The following is a 16085-nucleotide window of genomic DNA, read 5'->3' as shown; positions in this document are numbered from 1 at the left end:
CTTCACGGGCGGGCGCGGGCACGACGCGGGCACGGGCGGGCGCGGACGCGACGCGGGCACGGGCGCTTAGCGCAGGCGTGATGCGGCGCGGACCGGCGCGGGCACGGACCGGCGCGGGCACGGACCGGCGCGGGCACGGACCGGCGCGGGCACGGCGGCCGGTGTTGACGCGCGGCGCGCACAGAATCAGGAAGCTCCGTGCGGGGCAGGGCTTGGGTGGCTCGTGGTTCAGCCGATGGCGGAGAGCACGGTGGAGATCAGCCCGGCGGCGAGGGCGGTCACGAACGCGGCGGCGAGGACGATGCGCCAGGTGAGGCGGACGGCCGGGGCAGCTTGGGACGGCAGGGTCTTCATTGGGGGAGCCTGGCACGCCGGGCTGACGACGCGCTTTGGCCCGCCTGAAGCGGAACTGACGTCGGCGCCGAGGGAAGGGCCGAGACACCCCGGACGGCGACGGGAGGAGAGCATGCAGCAGGAGTCGCCGACATCGGGACGGACACCCGGCCGATAGGCACCGCAGGCATCGGCATCGGCGGGGCAGAGAAGTGCTCCCCGGGGCGACCCGAAGTGCACCGCGGGACGGCTCAGGTGGGCGAGGGAGCTGCCGATCGCGGCGGGCGTGGACGTTCGGGTGCTCGGCGGTATCGAGATCATTGAGGACGCGCCGGCGGGTGAGCGGCGGCTGACCGGGGACGATCTGCCTCGGCGGGCGCGGCAGGTGCTCGGGGTGCTCGCGGCCCGGCACGACCGGGTGCAGTCCAAGGATGCGCTGGCCGACGCGGTCTGGGGGGAGGACCTTCCCGGCAACCACGCGGCGGCGCTCGAGCACTACGTGTCGGTGCTGCGCCGGGTGCTGCAGCCGGGCGTGCCCACGGCGCGGTCGTTCATCGTGACGCGGGCCGGCGGGTACGTGTTCGCCACCGATCGGGCGCGGCTCGACCTGGCCGACCTGCGGGCGGCGGCGCGGGTGGCCGAGGCCGAGCCCGGGCGGGTCGACGTGCGCGAGGAGATCGTGCGGCTGGCGCGGGACCTGCCGTTCGCCGAGGACGAGTATGCCGACTGGGCCGCACCCGCGCGGGCCGAGGTGCGCGGTGTGCTGGTCGGGGCGCTGCTGGACCTCGCGGAGCACTCCTTGCGGGAAGACCCGGGGCGGGCGCAGCGGCTGAGCCGGGAGGCGGTGGAGCTGGAGCCCTTCGCCGAGCGGGGGTACCAGGTGGCCATGCGCGCCGGGGCGGCGCTCGGGCGGTCCGAAGAGGTGATCCGGTGGTACGACCAGTGTCGCAGCGCGCTCGCCGACGGGCTCGGGATCGCGCCGGCCGGGGAGACCTCCGGGCTTCGGGAGTCGCTGCTGTCGGGGCTGAAGAGCGGGCCGCCGGCGTACGAGCGGCGGCGCGGGGACCGGCGCAAGGCCGACACACGCGCGCGGCTGGCCGTCGTGCGCGAGCTCCCAAAGGCGGGCAACGAGCCCCCGAAGGCGGACAACGAGCTCCCAGAGGCGGACAACGAGCTCCCAGAGGCGGACAACGAAAGCGGCGCCCGCCCAGGGGCGGACAACGAGCCCCCAAAAGCGGGCAACGGGTTCGCCGGGCGCGGGGCCGAGCTGGCGGCGTTGGCCGGCGGGCCGGGTGCCGTACACGTGGTCGGTCCAGCCGGGGCGGGAAAGTCGGCGCTGCTCGAGCGGCTTCGCGAGCTGCACCCCGGACGCGTCGGGCTCGGGCGCGGGCCAGGGCCCGGCGGGGCGCTGCGGCTCGGGTGGCTGCGAACCGTCCTGCACCAGCTCGGCGCGCCGGCGGACGAGGTGCTCGACGCGGCGATGGGCGAGCGCAGGCACCTGCGGCCGGCCGAGCTGGACGGGATCGTGGAGCTGCTGCGGTACCGCGGAATCCAGAGCCCCATCGTCGCCGTCGACGACGCGGAGCACCTCGACGCCGACTCCGTGGCCGAGCTGCGCTGGCTGCGGGAGCGCGGAGTGCGGGTGGTGGTGTCGTACCGCTACCCGTCCGCGATCGTCGAGCGCCCCCTCGGCGCGCTCGACGCCGGCCTGGTGCTGCGGCTGGCGCCGCTCGGGGACGCCGATCTCGAGCCGGACGTGCTCGAGGCCAGCGGCGGCATTCCCGCGCTGGTCGCGGCCGGGCGGGACCTGCCGGCGGACCTGGCCGGGGAGGTGGCGATGCACCTGGCCCGGCAGCGTACGCGCTGGATGCCGCCGGCCGCCTGGGAGATCCTGCGGCTGACCGCGGCGCTCGGGTCGCTGCGGGTCGAGCAGCTGGCCGCGGCGGGCGGGCTGGAGATCGACGACGTGCTCGGGGCCGTCGACCAGCTGGTGCACGCGCACCTGCTGGTGGAGGGGCCCGGCGGGCACGTGCGGCACCGCAGCGGGCTGGTCCGGGCCGCGGTCGCCGCCCAGGTGTCCGCCGCCCGCGGGCATCACCTGCGCGCCCGGCTCGCCTGACCCGAGAAAGCCAATACATACCCGGTCAGGGTATAAATCAGAAATGTCCGGCACGGCGTGCCGGACATTTCTGGCATACCAGTCCGCAGGCGAGCGAGGCGTTGCGCGGGAGCACCCGTCCGCCGTATGTTGTTCTCAGTTCGAGAAATACTCGAAGTGAGAAGGACACCCGGTCATGACGAACGATGATGACGACTTCCTCGCCAGCTACGACCCGCGCGCCTTCCCGCCGGTGGCGGTCACCGTCGACGTCGTCGCGTTCACCATCCGCGACGGGCGGCTGCACGTGCTGCTCGTGCGGCGCGCCGGGCCGCCCCAGCAGGACGCGTGGGCGCTGCCCGGCGGGTTCGTCGGCGAGTGGGAGGACCTGCCCACGGCCGCGGCCCGGGAGCTGGCCGAGGAGACCGGCGTCGCCACCGCGCACCGGCGGCTGCACCTGGAGCAGCTGGCCACGTACGGCATGCCCGACCGCGACCCGCGCATGCGGATCGTCTCGGTGGCCTACCTGGCCTTCGCGCCGCACCTGCCCGACCCCGTGGCCGGTACCGACGCGCGGGCGGCGGCCTGGATGCCGATGGACGACCTGCCCACCCCGCTGGCCTTCGACCACGCCACGATCCTCGCCGACGGGCTCGAACGGGCCCGCTCGAAGCTGGAGTACTCGCCGCTGGCGACCAGGTTCGTCGGCGAGGAGTTCACGATCGCCGAGCTGCGGGCCGTGTACGAGACGGTGTGGGGCGAGCCGCTGCACGCCGGGAACTTCCACCGCAAGGTGCTCTCGGTGCCCGGCTTCGTGGAGAGCACCGGGGCCACCACCGAGCGCGGGGGCGCCCGCGGCGGGCCCCGGGCCAAGCTCTACCGGGCCGGGGACGCCCAGCTGCTGCACCCCGCCCTGCTGATGCCCAGCCGGGAGGAGACGGTGCGATGAACACCGACGAGGCCATCGCGCTGGTCGAGGGGGCCAGCGCGGAGGAGCTGTTCGGCGGGGCCGACGCGCACCAGCGGTACCTGCGGCTGGCCCGGCTGGTCCACCCGGACGCCGCCGGGCCGCGGGGCACCAAGGCCTTCGCGCGCCTGGCCGAGCTGTGGCACAGCCGCGGGACGATCCGCAGCGCGCGCGGGGTGTACTCCACCGCCGTGCTCGACCACCGCGGCGACCTGGCCAACCTGTACAAGGTGCCGGAGGGCCACCTGAAGCTGGTCCGCGACCCGTCCTGCAACGACCTCATGGCCCGCGAGGCGGCCGCCCTGCGCCGCATGGCCGAGCACGGCGACCCGCGGTACCTACCGTACGTGCCGCGGCTCGTGGACGCGTTCCGCCACAAGACGGACAAGGTGTACCGCGGCAACGTCATCGGGGTCTCGGCCACCAACCTGCACAGCCTGGCCGAGGTCCAGCAGCGGCGGCCGCACGGGCTCGACCCGCGCGACGCCGCGTGGATGTGGCGGCGGCTGCTGGTCGCGCTCGGGCTGGCGCACCGGGCGGGGGTGATCCACGGCGCGGTACTGCCGGAGCACGTCCTCATCGAGCCCGACGACCACGGCGTGGTGCTCGTCGACTGGTGCTACAGCGCGAGCGCCCCCGGCGAGCGGATCGCCGCGATCGTGCCCCGCCACCGCGACCAGTACCCCGCCGAGGTCCTCGACCGCGGCACCCCGGGCCCGTACACCGACCTCGCCATGGCGGCCGGCCTGATGTCCGGGCTGATGGGCGAGCGCGCACCGAAGGCGCTGCGCCGCTTCGCCGACGGCTGCCGGCTCGCCTCGCCCCGTCAAAGGCCGGACGACGCCTGGGGGCTGCTGGCCGAGCTCGACGAGCTGCTGCACCGGCTGTACGGCCCCCGCAAGTTCCGTCCCTTCACCATTTGATCCTGCTTTGGAGGTACATCATGGGCAGTGGATCCTGGTCGACCGACGTCTATGACGCCGCCGACCGCTACCGGCGCACCACCGGCACGAGCGCCTTCGCCTACAGCGATTCCGGCGCCAGTACCGTGCACAAGGCCCTCGACCCGAAGGGCGTCGGGCTCCGCGAGAGCCGCGACTCCGACGAGCACCCGGAGTCGGTCGCCATCGCGGTGCTGTTCGACGTGACCGGCTCGATGGGCTCAGTCCCCCGCGTGCTGCAGCAGAAGCTCCCCAAGCTGCTCGGCCTGCTGCTGCGCAAGGGCTACGCCCAGGACCCGCAGATCCTCTTCGGCGCGATCGGCGACGCCACCTGCGACCGCGCGCCGCTGCAGATCGGGCAGTTCGAGTCGGACAACCGCCTCGACGAGGACCTCGGCCGGTTCCTGCTCGAGGGCGGCGGGGGCGGCCAGATGACCGAGTCGTACGAGCTGGCCATGTACTTCATGGCCCGGCACACCAGCCTCGACTGCTACGAGAAGCGGGGCCGGCGCGGGTACCTGTTCATCATCGGCGACGAGCACGCCTACCCGCGGGTCAAGCCGGCCGAGGTGCAGAAGGTCATCGGCGACCGGCTCGGCGAGGCGATCGGCCTGCGGGCCATCGTCTACGAGGTCCGGCGCACCTGGGACACGTACTACATCCTGCCCGCCGGCTCGTCGTACGCGGGCAACACGACCATCCTCGACTTCTGGCGGGACCTGCTCGGCCAGAACGTGATCGCCCTGGACGACCTCGACGCGGTCTGCGAGACGATCGCGCTGACCGTCGGCCTCGGCGAGGACCGCATCGACCTCGACGAGGGCCTCGCCGACCTGGACGAGATCGGCTCGGCCGCGGCCGACACGGTGGGCAAGGCCCTCGCGCGCATCGGCGGCGACCGCGCCCCGGCCGCGACCGGCGCCACCCCGACCGACCTGGCCGGCCCGGTCAGCGTCGAGCGGCTGTAGGACCCGCGGTGCGGCACGTCATCGTGGTCGACCTCGGCTTCGGCGACTGCGGCAAGGGCACGGTGGTGGACTTCCTGTGCGCGACGCGGGAGGTCCACACCGTGGTCCGGTTCAACGGCGGAGCCCAGGCCGCGCACACCGTGGTCCTGCCCGACGGGCGCAAGCACACGTTCGCCCAGTTCGGCGCGGGCTCGCTGCGCCCCGGCGTGCGCACCCACCTGTCCCGGTTCATGGTCGTGGACCCGCTGTCCCTGGTCGCGGAGGCGGATCACCTGATCGCGCTGGGGGTCCACGACGTCTGGCGGCGGCTGAGCGTGGATCGTGCCGCGCTCATCTCCACGCCCTACCACCGCGAGGCCAACCGGGCCAAGGAGCTCGCCCGGGGCGTGGGCCGGCACGGGTCATGCGGGATGGGCGTCGGCGAGACGATGGCGTACGCGCTGCAGTACCCCGACGACGCCCCGCGCGCCGGCGACTGTGCGTCGCCGGCCGTGCTGCGGCGCAAGCTCGCCCTGCTGCGCCACCGCCTGGGCGTCGCCGGGCCGCCGGTGGAGGAGTGCCTGCCCGCCTACGAGGGGTTCGCGGCCACGGCCCGGCTGGTGGACGGCTTCACCCCGGAGGGCCCTTGCGTGTTCGAGGGGGCGCAGGGGGTACTGCTGGACGAGTGGCACGGCTTCCACCCGTACACGACGTGGAGCACCACCACCTTCGCCAACGCCGAGGAGCTGCTCGGCGGCGCGCCGGCCTACCGGCTCGGCGTGCTGCGCACCGTGACCACCCGGCACGGGGCCGGCCCGTTGCCGACCGAGGACGCGTCGCTGGGCATCACCGACCCGAACAACCCCGCCAACGCCTGGCAGGGCCCGTTCCGGGTGGGGCACTTCGACGCGCCGCTGCACCGCTACGCCCTGGCGGCCTGCGGCGGCGTGGACGGCCTGGCCCTCACCCACCTGGACCTGGGCGTCCGCGCGATGTGCCGCTCCTACGCGGCGGACCCGCTGCGTGTCGGACCGCCCGGCGACCTGCCCCGGCAGGAGGCCATGACCCGCGCCCTGTCCGCCGTCGAGCCCGTGTACGCGCAGGTCACCGACTGGGTCGACGCCGTGGAGTCGTCCCTCGGCGCCCCGGTCGTCCTGGAGTCGTGGGGCCCCACGGCGGCGGACAAAGTCCTGAAATCGCCCCTCAGTCGCACCAAACCGGAACCTCAGCCCGCCGTGTGACCCTCTGCCCATGGTGATGGGGCTGGCCCGCGAGGCGATCAGGGCGATCACGGTGGCCGCGGCGGCCGGCGTGGCGGCAGGCGGCGCGCTGGGCATCCTGGCCCCGTCGTTCGCCGAGGCCGGCCCGTCGGCGCCCGCGCCCGCCCAGGCCGCCCCGGTGGTCGTGACCAGCCTGGATCTGCTGGGCGGCCGACGGCTGGAGGTCAGCCTGCGCTTCACCAACACGGGCCGGGCCGTCGAGCACCTCGACCCGGCGGCGATCACGGTGACCGCGGACGGCGCCGGCCTGCCGGGGCTGGACTCGCCGGGGGCCCGGATCGTGGAGCTGCGGCCGGGGGCGTCGGTGGACGAGACGGTGGCCTTCGCGGCGCCGCCGGCCTCGGCGGCGCTCGCCGTCACGCTCCCGGACGGGGGGCGCCTGCCCCTCGAGCGCTGAGCCGCACCGCGTCACGCGGGGCGGGGGCGCTCCCTGCGCACGATGGGCCGCCGGCCCTTCAGGGTCGTCCGGCGCAGGGTGTCGATCACCTCGTCGACGGCGCCGTCGGGCACCTCGACCAGCGAGAACCGGTCGGCGATCTCGATGGCGCCGATGTCGCGGCCGGTCAGGCTCGACTCGCCGGTGATCGCCCCGACCAGGTCCTGCGGGCGGATGCCGGCCGCCCGGCCCGCACCGACGAAGAGCCGCGTCATGCCGCCGGTCGGGGCGCGCCGCCCGCCCGTCTCGCGCCCGCGCGGGCGCCGGTCGGTGTCGCGCACGCTGACCCGCCGGCCGGGGCGCTCCTCGGTGTCGCGGGGCTGCCGCACCGGTACCTCGGGAATCTCCTCCGCGTCCGAATCCCCCACCCCGGAGGACTCGTGCGCCAGCTTGACCGCGGCGAGCGCGATCTCCATCGGGTCGAACTCCTCGGCCAGGGACTCGACGACGACGCGGAAGCGCTCCAGGCCGTTCTCGGAGATGAGGCTCTCCTGCAGCGCCGCCCGGGTCAGCTCGAGCCGCCGGGCCCGCAGGTCGGCGACGGAGGGGACCTTCTCGACGGAGATGCGCTGCTTGGTGATCCGCTCGATGGTCTTGAGCATCCGGTGCTCGCGTGGCTCGGCGAGGGTGATGGCGACGCCCTCGCGGCCGGCGCGGCCGACGCGGCCGATGCGGTGCACGTAGGACTCCGGCGCCGAGGGCACGTCGTAGTTCACCACGTGGGTGAGGTGCTCGACGTCGAGGCCGCGGGCGGCGACGTCGGTGGCGACGAGGAGGTCGGCGGTGCCGTTGCGCAGCCGGGCCATCACCCGGTCGCGCTGCTCCTGCCCCATGCCGCCGTGCAGGGCCTCGGCGCGGTAGCCCCGCCCGTTCAGCGTCTCGGTGAGCTGGTCGACCTCGTCGCGGGTGCGGCAGAAGACGATCGCCGCGCCGGGGGCCTCGACGTCGAGCACGCGGCCCAGCGCCGCCGGCTTGTGTGCCCGCGGTACGACATAGGCCACCTGCCGGACCAGGGGAGCCTCGCCTGCGGCGGTGGGCTCGCGGCCGATCTGGATGCGCACCGGGTCGTTGAGGTGGCTGCGGGCGAGGCCGTCGATGCGCGGGGGCATCGTCGCCGAGAACAGCACGGTCTGGCGGTCCTCGGGGGTCTCCTGCAGGATCGCCTCGATGTCCTCGGCGAAGCCCATGTCGAGCATCTCGTCGGCCTCGTCGAGCACGACGAAGTGCAGGTCGTGCAGGCGCAGCGTGCCGCGGCCGATGTGGTCCAGGGCCCGGCCCGGGGTGGCCACGACCACGTCGACGCCGAGCTCGAGGGAGCGCAGCTGCCGGCCGATGGGCTGGCCGCCGTAGATGGGCAGGACCCGGACGCCCAGGTCCTTGCCGTACCGGTGGATGGCCTCGGAGACCTGCACCGCGAGCTCCCGCGTCGGCACGAGCACGAGCGCGGACGGGTTGTCACCCCCGGGCGCGGGCAGCCGCTGCAGCAGCGGCAGCGAGAAGGCGGCGGTCTTGCCGGTGCCGGTGGCGGCCTGGCCGAGCAGGTCCCGGCCGGCGAGCATGGGCGGGATCGCCTCGCGCTGGATCGGCGTGGGCTCCTCGTAGCCGAGGCCGTTGAGCGCCTTGAGCAGCTCATCGCGCAGCCCGAGCTCGGCGAAGCCGATATTGTCCTCTTCGTCGATCACGGGGGTCCGCTCCTCACTCGGCGTTGCAACCCTACTAGCATCCCAAACGCCCGAACCGCCCCCGGTGGCGCGGTGGACTTCTGTGATCTGCGACCGGTTAGGGTTTCCCGATGCCGGACGATCCGAACCCCGACGCCGACGATTGGCGCGCCCAGCGGGCCCGGGCGGTCGCCCACCACGGCGCCGAGCTGGACCGCCGCCGGGCCGCCGAGGCCGACCAGGCGCGGGCCATGATCGCCGAGTTCGTCGCCGCCGCCCGCGAGGCCGGCCTCGCCCCGAAGCCCCTGCGCGCCCGCTCCTACAGCGGGCGCACCTACCGGACGTCGCTCAAGGGCTGGTACCTCGACCAGGGCCGCACCATCGCGATCTCCGCGGCCGGCGAGTACTACTCCCTGCTGGTCCCGGCGTCCGCCACGGCCTGGCTGACCGGCGCCGACGTGTCGCCGCGGCCGCCGCGCCTGATCATCGGCGAGGGCGCCCGCGACGGCGAGTCCATCCCGCTGGCCACCCTGCTGCAGCGGCTCCTGGGTCGCTAGGTCCGGAGGTACGGCGGGGGGACCTCGTCGGTCAGCCAGACGCCGTTGTCGGAGCGGTAGAAGGTGTGGCCGTCGCGGCACATCTGCCCGGCCAGCACGGTGAGGATGACGATCGCGCCGCCGCGGCGCGCCCCGACCCGCCGCGCCGTGTCGGTGTCGGGCGAGAGGTGCACGTGGTGCCGCCCGCCCTTGTTGAGCCCGGTAGCCTGGATCGAGGCCAGCGCCGCCGCCCCGGTGCCGTGGAAGAGCAGCTCCGGCGGCTCGGCCTCGGCCAGCCCCAGCTCGACGGGGACGGAGTGGCCCTGGTTGGCCCGGATGCGCTCCACCCCGTCGTCGCCGGTGGCGATCGCGAAGCGCTGCTTGTCGTTGCCGTGCACCACGGCGTCGAGGGTCCCCCGGTCGATGCCCATGGCCGCGAGGAACTCCGCGACGGGGACCCACCCGGCCTCGTCGAGCGTGATGCCGAGCCGCTCCGGCTGGTGCCGCAGCGCCTTCGACATCCGCTTACTGATCTTGACTAGTTGACTGTGCTCCATATCGCTTCCGATTGTGCGCCGCCGCTCCCCCGCGGCCCATCGGTTTTTCACCCCCGCGGGCGCAGCCCGTCGAGGATGACCGCGACCGTGTTGGCCCGGGCCTCCGGGGGTGCCCAGCGGACCGCGTGCGAGGCCCCGACCAGCACCGCGACCACCTCGCTCACCCCCACGTCGCCCCGCAGGGTGCCCTCGTCGCGGGCCCGCCGGACGAGGACCTCGATGGCGGTGAGGAACTCCTCCCGTACTTCCGCGAACACCCCCGCGACGTCCACCCCGGCCCCGGCGAGCGCGTCCGCGAACGCGTTCTTCGCGGCGCTCTGCCCGATGACGTGCTCGAGGAAGCCGAACACGGCCACCCCCACGTCGGGCCGGCCGGCCGCCGCCCGGGCGTCCTCGACCAGGCCCCGCATCCGCTCGACGAGCACCGCCTCCAGCAGCGCCTCCTTGGTCGGGAAGTGCCGGAACACGGTCCCGATCCCGACCCCGGCCGCCCGGGCCACCTCCTGCGTCGACACCCCGACCCCCTGGTCGGCGAACACGGCCTCGGCCGCCTCGAGGACCCGCGTCCGGTTGCGCCGCGCGTCGGCCCGCAGCGGCTTCTCGTGTTCGTCCACGCCCACCCCTTTGACATTCGGAGCGCCCGCTCCGTATGCTCGAACCGGAGCAAGCAGTCCGATTGTACGTCCCGGAGGTGCCATGCCACTCACCGTCCTCCTGGCCCTCGTCGCCGGGTTCTTCGCGGGCAACGGCCTGCCGTACTTCCTGCAGGGCAGCCTGGGCGAGGGCCGCAACCCGTCGCCGTTCCCCGACCACCCGGCCGTCAGCGTCGCCACCGGCCTCGGCTGCTTCCTCATCGCCGGCGCCGCCTGGCACTTCGCCGACGTCCCGGCCCACCCGTGGCCCGGCCGGCTCGCCGCCGCCCTGGGCCTGCTGATCGTGGGCCTGATCCACGCGCGGACCTGGCGCGACCCCGATCCGTGGGGCAAGCGCACCCGCAACGCCTGAGCGGCTCAGGCGACGGCGTGGACCACCCGGTCGGGGCGCAGCACCGCCGTTCGTCCACGCAGCCAGCGGCGCAGGGTGCCGGACGGGTCCAGGGCCGGGGTCACGTGCAGCTCGCGGGCCCCGGCCACCAGCTGGTCCCGGAGGGTCGCCGGCGGGACCCCGGTGTGCAGGATCGCCCAGCCCGGACCGAGGGCCTCGTCCAGCCACATCTCGCGGCCGTCCAGCACCACCCTCGGCTGGGGGCAGAGCGTGCCGGCCCGGCGTCCGCGGCCCACGCCGCGCAGGGGCGGGCTGGTCGAGCGCAGCGCCAGGCCCTTCAGGCCGGGCAGGCGCCACACCGCGCCGAGCACCACCCGGCGCACGGCGGCGGCGCGGTCCTGGCCGCCGGTCATGGCCCAGCCGGCCACCTTCGCCAGGCGGATCTGGGCGCGGACGTGGGGGGCGCGCTCGCGCTCGTAGGAGTCGAGGAGGGCCTCGGCGCCGCCGGGGGTGGCCAGGTCGGCGGCGAGCTTCCAGGCCAGGTTGTAGGCGTCGCGCAGCCCGGCGCCGAGGCCCTGCCCGATGAAGGGCGGCGTCTGGTGGGCCGCGTCGCCGAGCAGGAACACCCGGCCGGCGCGCCAGCGGCCGGCGAGCTCGGCGCGGAAGGTGTACTCGGCCCGCCGCACGATCCGCACGCCCACGCCGCCCAGCCAGCGGGCCAGCAGGGCGTCCGCGTCGACGGGGGGCTCGTGGTCGAAGAGGCGGAACTCCCAGCGGTACCGGCGCGGGCCCAGCTGCATGAACGTCGCCGCCCGGCGCGGGTCGCAGACCTGGTGCACGCCGCCCCACGCGTCGAGGTCCTCGTCGCACACGCCGTCGACGACCAGCCAGCGCTCGGCGAAGCGCAGGTCGACGCGGCGGGCGCCGATGAGCTCCCGCACCGTGCTGTTCGCGCCGTCGCACCCCAGCACCGCCGCCGCCGGGGCCGCGTGCTCGCGGCCGTCGGCGAGGTTTCGGTACCGGACGACCGGCGCCGTCTGCGGGCGGTCCACGGCGAAGACCTCGGCGGCGCCGACGAACTCGATGGCGGGCAGCTCGGCCATGCGGGCGCGCAAGAGGCGCTCCAGGTCGGGCTGGTCGAACATGTTGGCCTGCGGGTAGCCGTGCGGGCCGGCGGACTCGTCGCGGCGGAACTCGGCCATCACCCGGTGGCGGCCGTCGAGCAGCCGCAGGCCCAGCCCGGGGCGGCTGACCCGCAGGAACGCCTCGGCGATCCCCAGCTCCTGCAGGATCCGTACCACCTCGTCGTCGAGGTGCACGGCCCGGGGCAGCGGGTACGGCTCCGCGTAGCGGTCCAGCACCAGGCACGGCACGCCGCGCTGGGCCAGCAGGATCGCGGCGGCCGCGCCCACCGGCCCGGCCCCGGCCACCACGACGGGATCCACGGCCCGAATCTAGGGCACCGCGGTGGCCGGGAACCACCCTCGGACGGGGCACATGTCCGCGGCCCACGGGTAGAGACCTCGACGGCACCACCCCATGCACCTCAACGTGGACCTCAACCCAGGCAGGAGAACGGCAATGGCTATGGACAACCCGGCCGACCTGTTCCTCTACGAGCTGTCCGGCATGTACGACGCCGAGCGCAAGAGCAACCAGATGGTGGCCGAGATCCTCTCCCAGACGGAGCAGAGCCCGCTGGCGCAGATCCTGCGCGCCCAGCAGCAGCAAGGCCAGCAGAAGATCCAGAACCTCGAGACGTGCTTCGCGATGATGGAGACGGAGCCGGTCGAGGCACCCTGCATGGCGATCGACGGGATGCGGGCCGAGTTCCAGGCGTTCGCCGACCAGCGCCCCTCCATGGAGGCGATGGAGATCTACACCGTCGACGCCGAGACGCGGATGGCGCACTACGGGATCGCGGGGTACCAGAACCTCATCGACAAGGCGCTGCTCATGGGCGAGATGCAGTGCGCGCAGATCCTGCGGACCAACCTGGTGCAGAAGCAGGAGAACGCGGGCACGTTCGAGCGGATCAGCCACGAGCTCGGGCAGCGCGTGGTCATGAGCGTCTGACGCACGAGGGCCGCCGGGTTTCCCCGGCGGCCCGGACTCACACGTCCCGGCGCACGAATACCGGTACGGCCACGGCCAGCACCGCCACGCAGTAGCCGGCCAGCACGGCCAGGCCCGCCCAGGGGCCGATGTCGGGCGGGGCGGCGGCGTGGGTGACCTGCACGGCCAGGCCGGCGTCCATCGGGGCCCACCGGTGCAGGCGGTGCTGCCAGACCGGGCTGGCGACGATGACGGCCAGCAGCGGCGCGGTGAACAGCACGGCGAGCACGGCGCCGACGGCCGCGCCGGTGTCGCGCACGATGACGGCGACGCCGGCCGCGAGCAGCGCGATGAGCGCGAGGTACAGCACCGAGCCGGCGGCCGCGCGCCGGGCCGGCTCGTCGGCCAGGGACGGGGCCGGGAAGCCGCGCCACCGCACGACCACGGACCCGGCGAGCAGCGCCGCACCGACCGCGGCCGAGCCGGCGACGAGCACGGTGGCCGTCAGGACGGCCAGCTTGCCGAGCAGGGCCGGGGCGCGCCGCGGCAGCGCGACGACCGTGGTGCGGATCATGCCCGTGCCGTACTCCCCGGCGACCGCGAGCACCGCCAGCACCGCCACCGCGACCTGGCCGAGGCGCACCCCGAACAGGCTGAGCTGGGTGGTGTCGACCAGGCACGGCTCGCCGCAGTGGCGCCGGTCCAGCCCGACGGTCGCGAGCACCCCGAGCGCGGCGGTGCCGGCCACGACGGCCACCAGCAGCCAGTACGTGCTGGCGACCGTGCGCAGCTTGGTCCATTCGGCGAGCAGGATGCTCATGCGTCCCTCCGGCGCAGCAGCCACCAGGCCAGCAGCAGGGCCGCGGCGGCATAGGCGGCGGTCGCGGCCAGGCCGGAGGCGGGCGTGATGGCGGCCGTCGGGTCGGCCAGCACCGGCGTCGGCGGCAGCGCCCGCCAGGTCGCCAGCCCACCGGCCGGGGTGAGGTGCAGGACCCACTTGGCCGCGCCGAGCGGGACGACCGACCCCACGATGACGGGCAGCACGACGAGGGAGACGACCGCGGTGATCGCCGCGGCGCTGTGCCGCACCACGGCCCCGAGCGCGGCCGAGAACACGGCCAGCAGGGCGAGGAAGACGGCGGTCAGCAGCAGCGCCCGCAGCACGGGGGCGTCCCAGATGTGGTACCGCGGAAAACCCGGCGGCGCGAACCCGTGCTTGACGAGGCGTGGCTGGGCGGCCAGCAGCGCGACCGCACCCCCGACGAGGGCGACGAGGAAGCTCACCACGCCGACGACGATCGCCTTGGCCGCGAGCACGACACCGCGGCGCGGCTCGGCGGCGAACGTCGTGCGGATCATGCCGCGGCGGTACTCGGCGGTCACGAACAGCGCCGCCACCGCGACCAGGGCCATGAACCCGGCGAGGATGCCGAACAGCGCGATGCTCACCGGGTCGTCCGGCTGCAGGTGCGGGCCGACCGCGCCGGCGCCGGTGACCGTGAAGGTGCCGCCCTGCTCCTGGAAGCCGAGCTCGCCGCGCTCGACCATCGAGCCCCCCATGGCGACGGTGTCGGCGGACCACTGCCCCGTCGCCCCGGTGACGGTCACGGCGTCGAAGGTGGCCCGGCCGGTGGTGGGGCTCAGGCCGACCGAGGTGCCGCCGGCCCGCCGCTCGATCTCCACGCGGGGCGGGGAGGCGACGAACAGCCCGACCAGCACGTCGCGGGGCAGGCCGGCGGCCCGCACCTGGGCGACCCGCGTCCATTGGGTGCCGTCGGCGGACTCGTCGCCGGTGACCATGTCGCCGGAGCGGGCGAGCCGCAGCCACACCGGCGCCGGATGCGCGACCTTGCCGGGCACGTCGGTGGCGAAGTCGTGGCCCAGATGGACGCCGGTGCGCGGAGTGGCGAACAGCGACACGTACCGCGAGCCGGGCTTCAGCCCGTCCTTGAGCACGACGCCGGCCGCCGCGTCGACGCCGTCGTCGCGCAGGCTCGCCACCCGCACCGTGATGGCGCCGTCGCCGGACAGGGGGCGGTGCACGAACTCGAACTCGTCGCTGACCGGCCGGCCGTCGGGGCCGGTGACGAAGTCGGGGTGCTCGTTGACGTTCGTGCCCCCGCTGGAGGCGGCGAGCACCCCGATGCCGACGATCAGCGCGGCCGCGCCGAGCAGGGTGAGCACCCACCGGCGGACGCTTCGCAGCTTGGTCCACTCGGCCATCAGCGCGGCGGTCATGCCCCGGCCCCCTTCGCGGCGAACTCCGTCTCGTCGCGGGTCAGGTCCATGTACGCCTCCTCGAGGCTCGCCCGGTGTCGTTGCAGCTCCGAGAACGGCACGCCGGCCCCGGTGAGGGCGGACGACACCCGGGCGGCCGGCAGCCCGTCGACGGCGAGCAGGTCGGCGCCCAGCGCCGCGACCGTCGCCCCGGCGTTGGCCAGCACCGTCATCGCCGCCGTGCGGTCCTCGGTGCGGACGTGCACCTGGTCGCGGGAGGCCCGCTCGATGAGCTCGGCCACGCCGACGTCGGCGAGCAGCCGGCCCCGGCCGACGACGAGCAGGTGGTCGGCGGTGTCCTCGAGCTCGCTCATGAGGTGGCTGGAGACCAGCACCACCCGGCCCTCGGCGGCCAGCGAGCGCAGCAGCCCCCGGATCCACACGATGCCCTCCGGGTCGAGGCCGTTGACCGGCTCGTCGAGCACCAGCACGGCCGGGTCGCCGAGCAGCGCGGCGGCGATGCCGAGGCGCTGGCGCATGCCGAGGGAGAACCCGCCGGCCCGCCGCCGCGCCGCCGCGGCCAGCCCGGCCAGCTCGAGGACCTCGTCGACCCGCCTGCGGCCGAGCCGGTTGCTGTGCGCGAGCCACAGCAGGTGGTCGCGGGCGCTGCGCCCCGGGTGCACGGCGGAGGCGTCCAGCAGCACCCCGACCTGGGTCAGCGGCCGCCGCAACGACCGGTACGGCACCCCGTTGACCAGGGCCTGCCCCTCGTCCGGGGTGTCCAGGCCCACGATCACCCGCATGGTCGTCGACTTGCCGGCCCCGTTGGGCCCCACGAACCCGGTCACCTCGCCCGGCCGCACGGCGAAGCTGAGCCGGTCGACCGCGACGACCGCGCGGTACCGTTTGCTCACGGCCGTAACCTCGATGGATGGCTGCATGCCGACGACGTTAGGCAGCCGGGCCCGCGAAGTCGTCCCGCGCCGGTGCGGTCCCGGCATCCCCCACGCGAGCTAGCCGGCCCTGCGTCCGCCGGGGGACGACGCGGCCGCGCCGGAGCGGCCACAATGACC

At 74.9% G+C, this 16085-nt stretch carries 17 protein-coding genes; 9 read left to right on the top strand and 8 right to left on the bottom strand.

What is annotated here, in order from left to right:
* Window positions 1–228: 228 nt before the first annotated feature.
* Window positions 229–354, bottom strand: coding sequence for a hypothetical protein (locus tag ABD352_RS56205; protein WP_344620916.1), 126 nt, complete (start codon window positions 352–354; stop codon window positions 229–231).
* Between the two features lie 265 nt (window positions 355–619).
* Here ABD352_RS56205 and ABD352_RS56200 point away from each other — a divergent pair, with 265 nt between their 5' ends.
* From ABD352_RS56200 to ABD352_RS56175, 6 genes are all read left to right on the top strand, one after another.
* A complete protein-coding gene (locus ABD352_RS56200) occupies window positions 620–2452 on the top strand; it encodes an AfsR/SARP family transcriptional regulator (protein WP_344620915.1) in 1833 nt (610 codons plus the stop codon).
* A 175-nt stretch (window positions 2453–2627) separates the two neighbouring features.
* Entirely contained in the window at window positions 2628–3380 is a 753-nt protein-coding gene (locus tag ABD352_RS56195; protein ID WP_344620914.1) for an NUDIX hydrolase, read from the top strand.
* Entirely contained in the window at window positions 3377–4321 is a 945-nt protein-coding gene (locus ABD352_RS56190) for a BUD32 family EKC/KEOPS complex subunit (protein WP_344620913.1), read from the top strand. The genes ABD352_RS56195 and ABD352_RS56190 overlap by 4 nt, the downstream gene beginning before the upstream one ends.
* 20 nt (window positions 4322–4341) lie before the next feature.
* A complete protein-coding gene (locus ABD352_RS56185) occupies window positions 4342–5307 on the top strand; it encodes a hypothetical protein (RefSeq protein WP_344620912.1) in 966 nt (321 codons plus the stop codon).
* An 8-nt stretch (window positions 5308–5315) separates the two neighbouring features.
* On the top strand, window positions 5316–6527 hold the full coding sequence (locus tag ABD352_RS56180; protein WP_344620911.1) for an adenylosuccinate synthetase: 1212 nt from the start codon (window positions 5316–5318) through the stop codon (window positions 6525–6527).
* Window positions 6528–6537: 10 nt separating this feature from the next.
* A complete protein-coding gene (locus tag ABD352_RS56175; protein WP_344620910.1) occupies window positions 6538–6963 on the top strand; it encodes a hypothetical protein in 426 nt (141 codons plus the stop codon).
* Window positions 6964–6974: 11 nt separating this feature from the next.
* Here the strand turns inward: ABD352_RS56175 and ABD352_RS56170 are convergent, their stop codons facing one another.
* Window positions 6975–8684: a DEAD/DEAH box helicase gene (locus ABD352_RS56170; RefSeq protein ID WP_344620909.1), complete on the bottom strand. Its 1710-nt coding sequence runs from the start codon at window positions 8682–8684 to the stop codon at window positions 6975–6977.
* Between the two features lie 110 nt (window positions 8685–8794).
* On the opposite strand from ABD352_RS56170, the gene ABD352_RS56165 reads away from it, so the two are divergent.
* The gene (locus ABD352_RS56165; protein ID WP_344620908.1) at window positions 8795–9220 is read left to right on the top strand and encodes a hypothetical protein; all 426 of its coding nucleotides are present in this window, start codon (window positions 8795–8797) and stop codon (window positions 9218–9220) included.
* Here the strand turns inward: ABD352_RS56165 and ABD352_RS56160 are convergent.
* Window positions 9217–9756 (bottom strand): RNA 2'-phosphotransferase, encoded by a 540-nt coding sequence (locus tag ABD352_RS56160; protein WP_344620907.1) that lies wholly within the window; start codon window positions 9754–9756, stop codon window positions 9217–9219. The genes ABD352_RS56165 and ABD352_RS56160 overlap by 4 nt on opposite strands.
* Before the next feature lie 47 nt (window positions 9757–9803).
* Window positions 9804–10370 (bottom strand): TetR/AcrR family transcriptional regulator, encoded by a 567-nt coding sequence (locus tag ABD352_RS56155; protein ID WP_344620906.1) that lies wholly within the window; start codon window positions 10368–10370, stop codon window positions 9804–9806.
* 82 nt (window positions 10371–10452) lie between these two features.
* Between ABD352_RS56155 and ABD352_RS56150 the strand changes: the two genes are divergently transcribed.
* Window positions 10453–10761 (top strand): hypothetical protein, encoded by a 309-nt coding sequence (locus tag ABD352_RS56150; protein WP_344620905.1) that lies wholly within the window; start codon window positions 10453–10455, stop codon window positions 10759–10761.
* A gap of 5 nt (window positions 10762–10766) precedes the next feature.
* Here the strand turns inward: ABD352_RS56150 and ABD352_RS56145 are convergent, their stop codons facing one another.
* Window positions 10767–12185 carry a bifunctional 3-(3-hydroxy-phenyl)propionate/3-hydroxycinnamic acid hydroxylase gene (locus ABD352_RS56145; RefSeq protein ID WP_344620904.1) on the bottom strand — a complete coding sequence of 473 codons (1419 nt, stop codon included), beginning with the start codon at window positions 12183–12185 and terminating at the stop codon, window positions 10767–10769.
* A 136-nt stretch (window positions 12186–12321) separates the two neighbouring features.
* Here ABD352_RS56145 and ABD352_RS56140 point away from each other — a divergent pair, with 136 nt between their 5' ends.
* Window positions 12322–12816 carry a YciE/YciF ferroxidase family protein gene (locus tag ABD352_RS56140; RefSeq protein WP_344620903.1) on the top strand — a complete coding sequence of 165 codons (495 nt, stop codon included), beginning with the start codon at window positions 12322–12324 and terminating at the stop codon, window positions 12814–12816.
* Between the two features lie 37 nt (window positions 12817–12853).
* On the opposite strand, the gene ABD352_RS56135 is transcribed toward ABD352_RS56140, so the two are convergent.
* The 3 genes from ABD352_RS56135 to ABD352_RS56125 are packed head-to-tail and all read right to left on the bottom strand — an operon-like array spanning window position 12854 to window position 15953.
* Window positions 12854–13615, bottom strand: coding sequence for an ABC transporter permease (locus ABD352_RS56135; protein WP_344620902.1), 762 nt, complete (start codon window positions 13613–13615; stop codon window positions 12854–12856).
* Window positions 13612–15033, bottom strand: a complete 1422-nt coding sequence (locus ABD352_RS56130) for a hypothetical protein (protein WP_344620901.1) — start codon at window positions 15031–15033, stop codon at window positions 13612–13614. The genes ABD352_RS56135 and ABD352_RS56130 overlap by 4 nt, the downstream gene beginning before the upstream one ends.
* Window positions 15030–15953, bottom strand: coding sequence for an ABC transporter ATP-binding protein (locus ABD352_RS56125; RefSeq protein ID WP_344620900.1), 924 nt, complete (start codon window positions 15951–15953; stop codon window positions 15030–15032). The genes ABD352_RS56130 and ABD352_RS56125 overlap by 4 nt, the downstream gene beginning before the upstream one ends.
* Window positions 15954–16085 lie beyond the last annotated feature (132 nt).

This window comes from Dactylosporangium salmoneum, from assembly GCF_039532525.1.
GTDB classification, from domain to species: domain Bacteria; phylum Actinomycetota; class Actinomycetes; order Mycobacteriales; family Micromonosporaceae; genus Dactylosporangium; species Dactylosporangium salmoneum.
Note: the sequence above shows the minus strand (reverse complement) of the source record. Positions and strands in the feature narration are given on the sequence as shown.

Excerpts from the sequence above, each read along its gene's own strand:
- ABD352_RS56125 (WP_344620900.1), bottom strand. The coding sequence starts at position 15,953 with ATGCAGCCATCCATCGAGGTTACGGCCGTGAGCAAACGGTACCGCGCG.
- ABD352_RS56130 (WP_344620901.1), bottom strand. The coding sequence starts at position 15,033 with ATGACCGCCGCGCTGATGGCCGAGTGGACCAAGCTGCGAAGCGTCCGC.
- ABD352_RS56135 (WP_344620902.1), bottom strand. The coding sequence starts at position 13,615 with ATGAGCATCCTGCTCGCCGAATGGACCAAGCTGCGCACGGTCGCCAGC.
- ABD352_RS56160 (WP_344620907.1), bottom strand. The coding sequence starts at position 9,756 with ATGGAGCACAGTCAACTAGTCAAGATCAGTAAGCGGATGTCGAAGGCG.
- ABD352_RS56175 (WP_344620910.1), top strand. The coding sequence starts at position 6,538 with ATGGTGATGGGGCTGGCCCGCGAGGCGATCAGGGCGATCACGGTGGCC.
- ABD352_RS56140 (WP_344620903.1), top strand. The coding sequence starts at position 12,322 with ATGGCTATGGACAACCCGGCCGACCTGTTCCTCTACGAGCTGTCCGGC.
- ABD352_RS56185 (WP_344620912.1), top strand. The coding sequence starts at position 4,342 with ATGGGCAGTGGATCCTGGTCGACCGACGTCTATGACGCCGCCGACCGC.
- ABD352_RS56165 (WP_344620908.1), top strand. The coding sequence starts at position 8,795 with ATGCCGGACGATCCGAACCCCGACGCCGACGATTGGCGCGCCCAGCGG.
- ABD352_RS56190 (WP_344620913.1), top strand. The coding sequence starts at position 3,377 with ATGAACACCGACGAGGCCATCGCGCTGGTCGAGGGGGCCAGCGCGGAG.
- ABD352_RS56150 (WP_344620905.1), top strand. The coding sequence starts at position 10,453 with ATGCCACTCACCGTCCTCCTGGCCCTCGTCGCCGGGTTCTTCGCGGGC.
- ABD352_RS56205 (WP_344620916.1), bottom strand. The coding sequence starts at position 354 with ATGAAGACCCTGCCGTCCCAAGCTGCCCCGGCCGTCCGCCTCACCTGG.
- ABD352_RS56195 (WP_344620914.1), top strand. The coding sequence starts at position 2,628 with ATGACGAACGATGATGACGACTTCCTCGCCAGCTACGACCCGCGCGCC.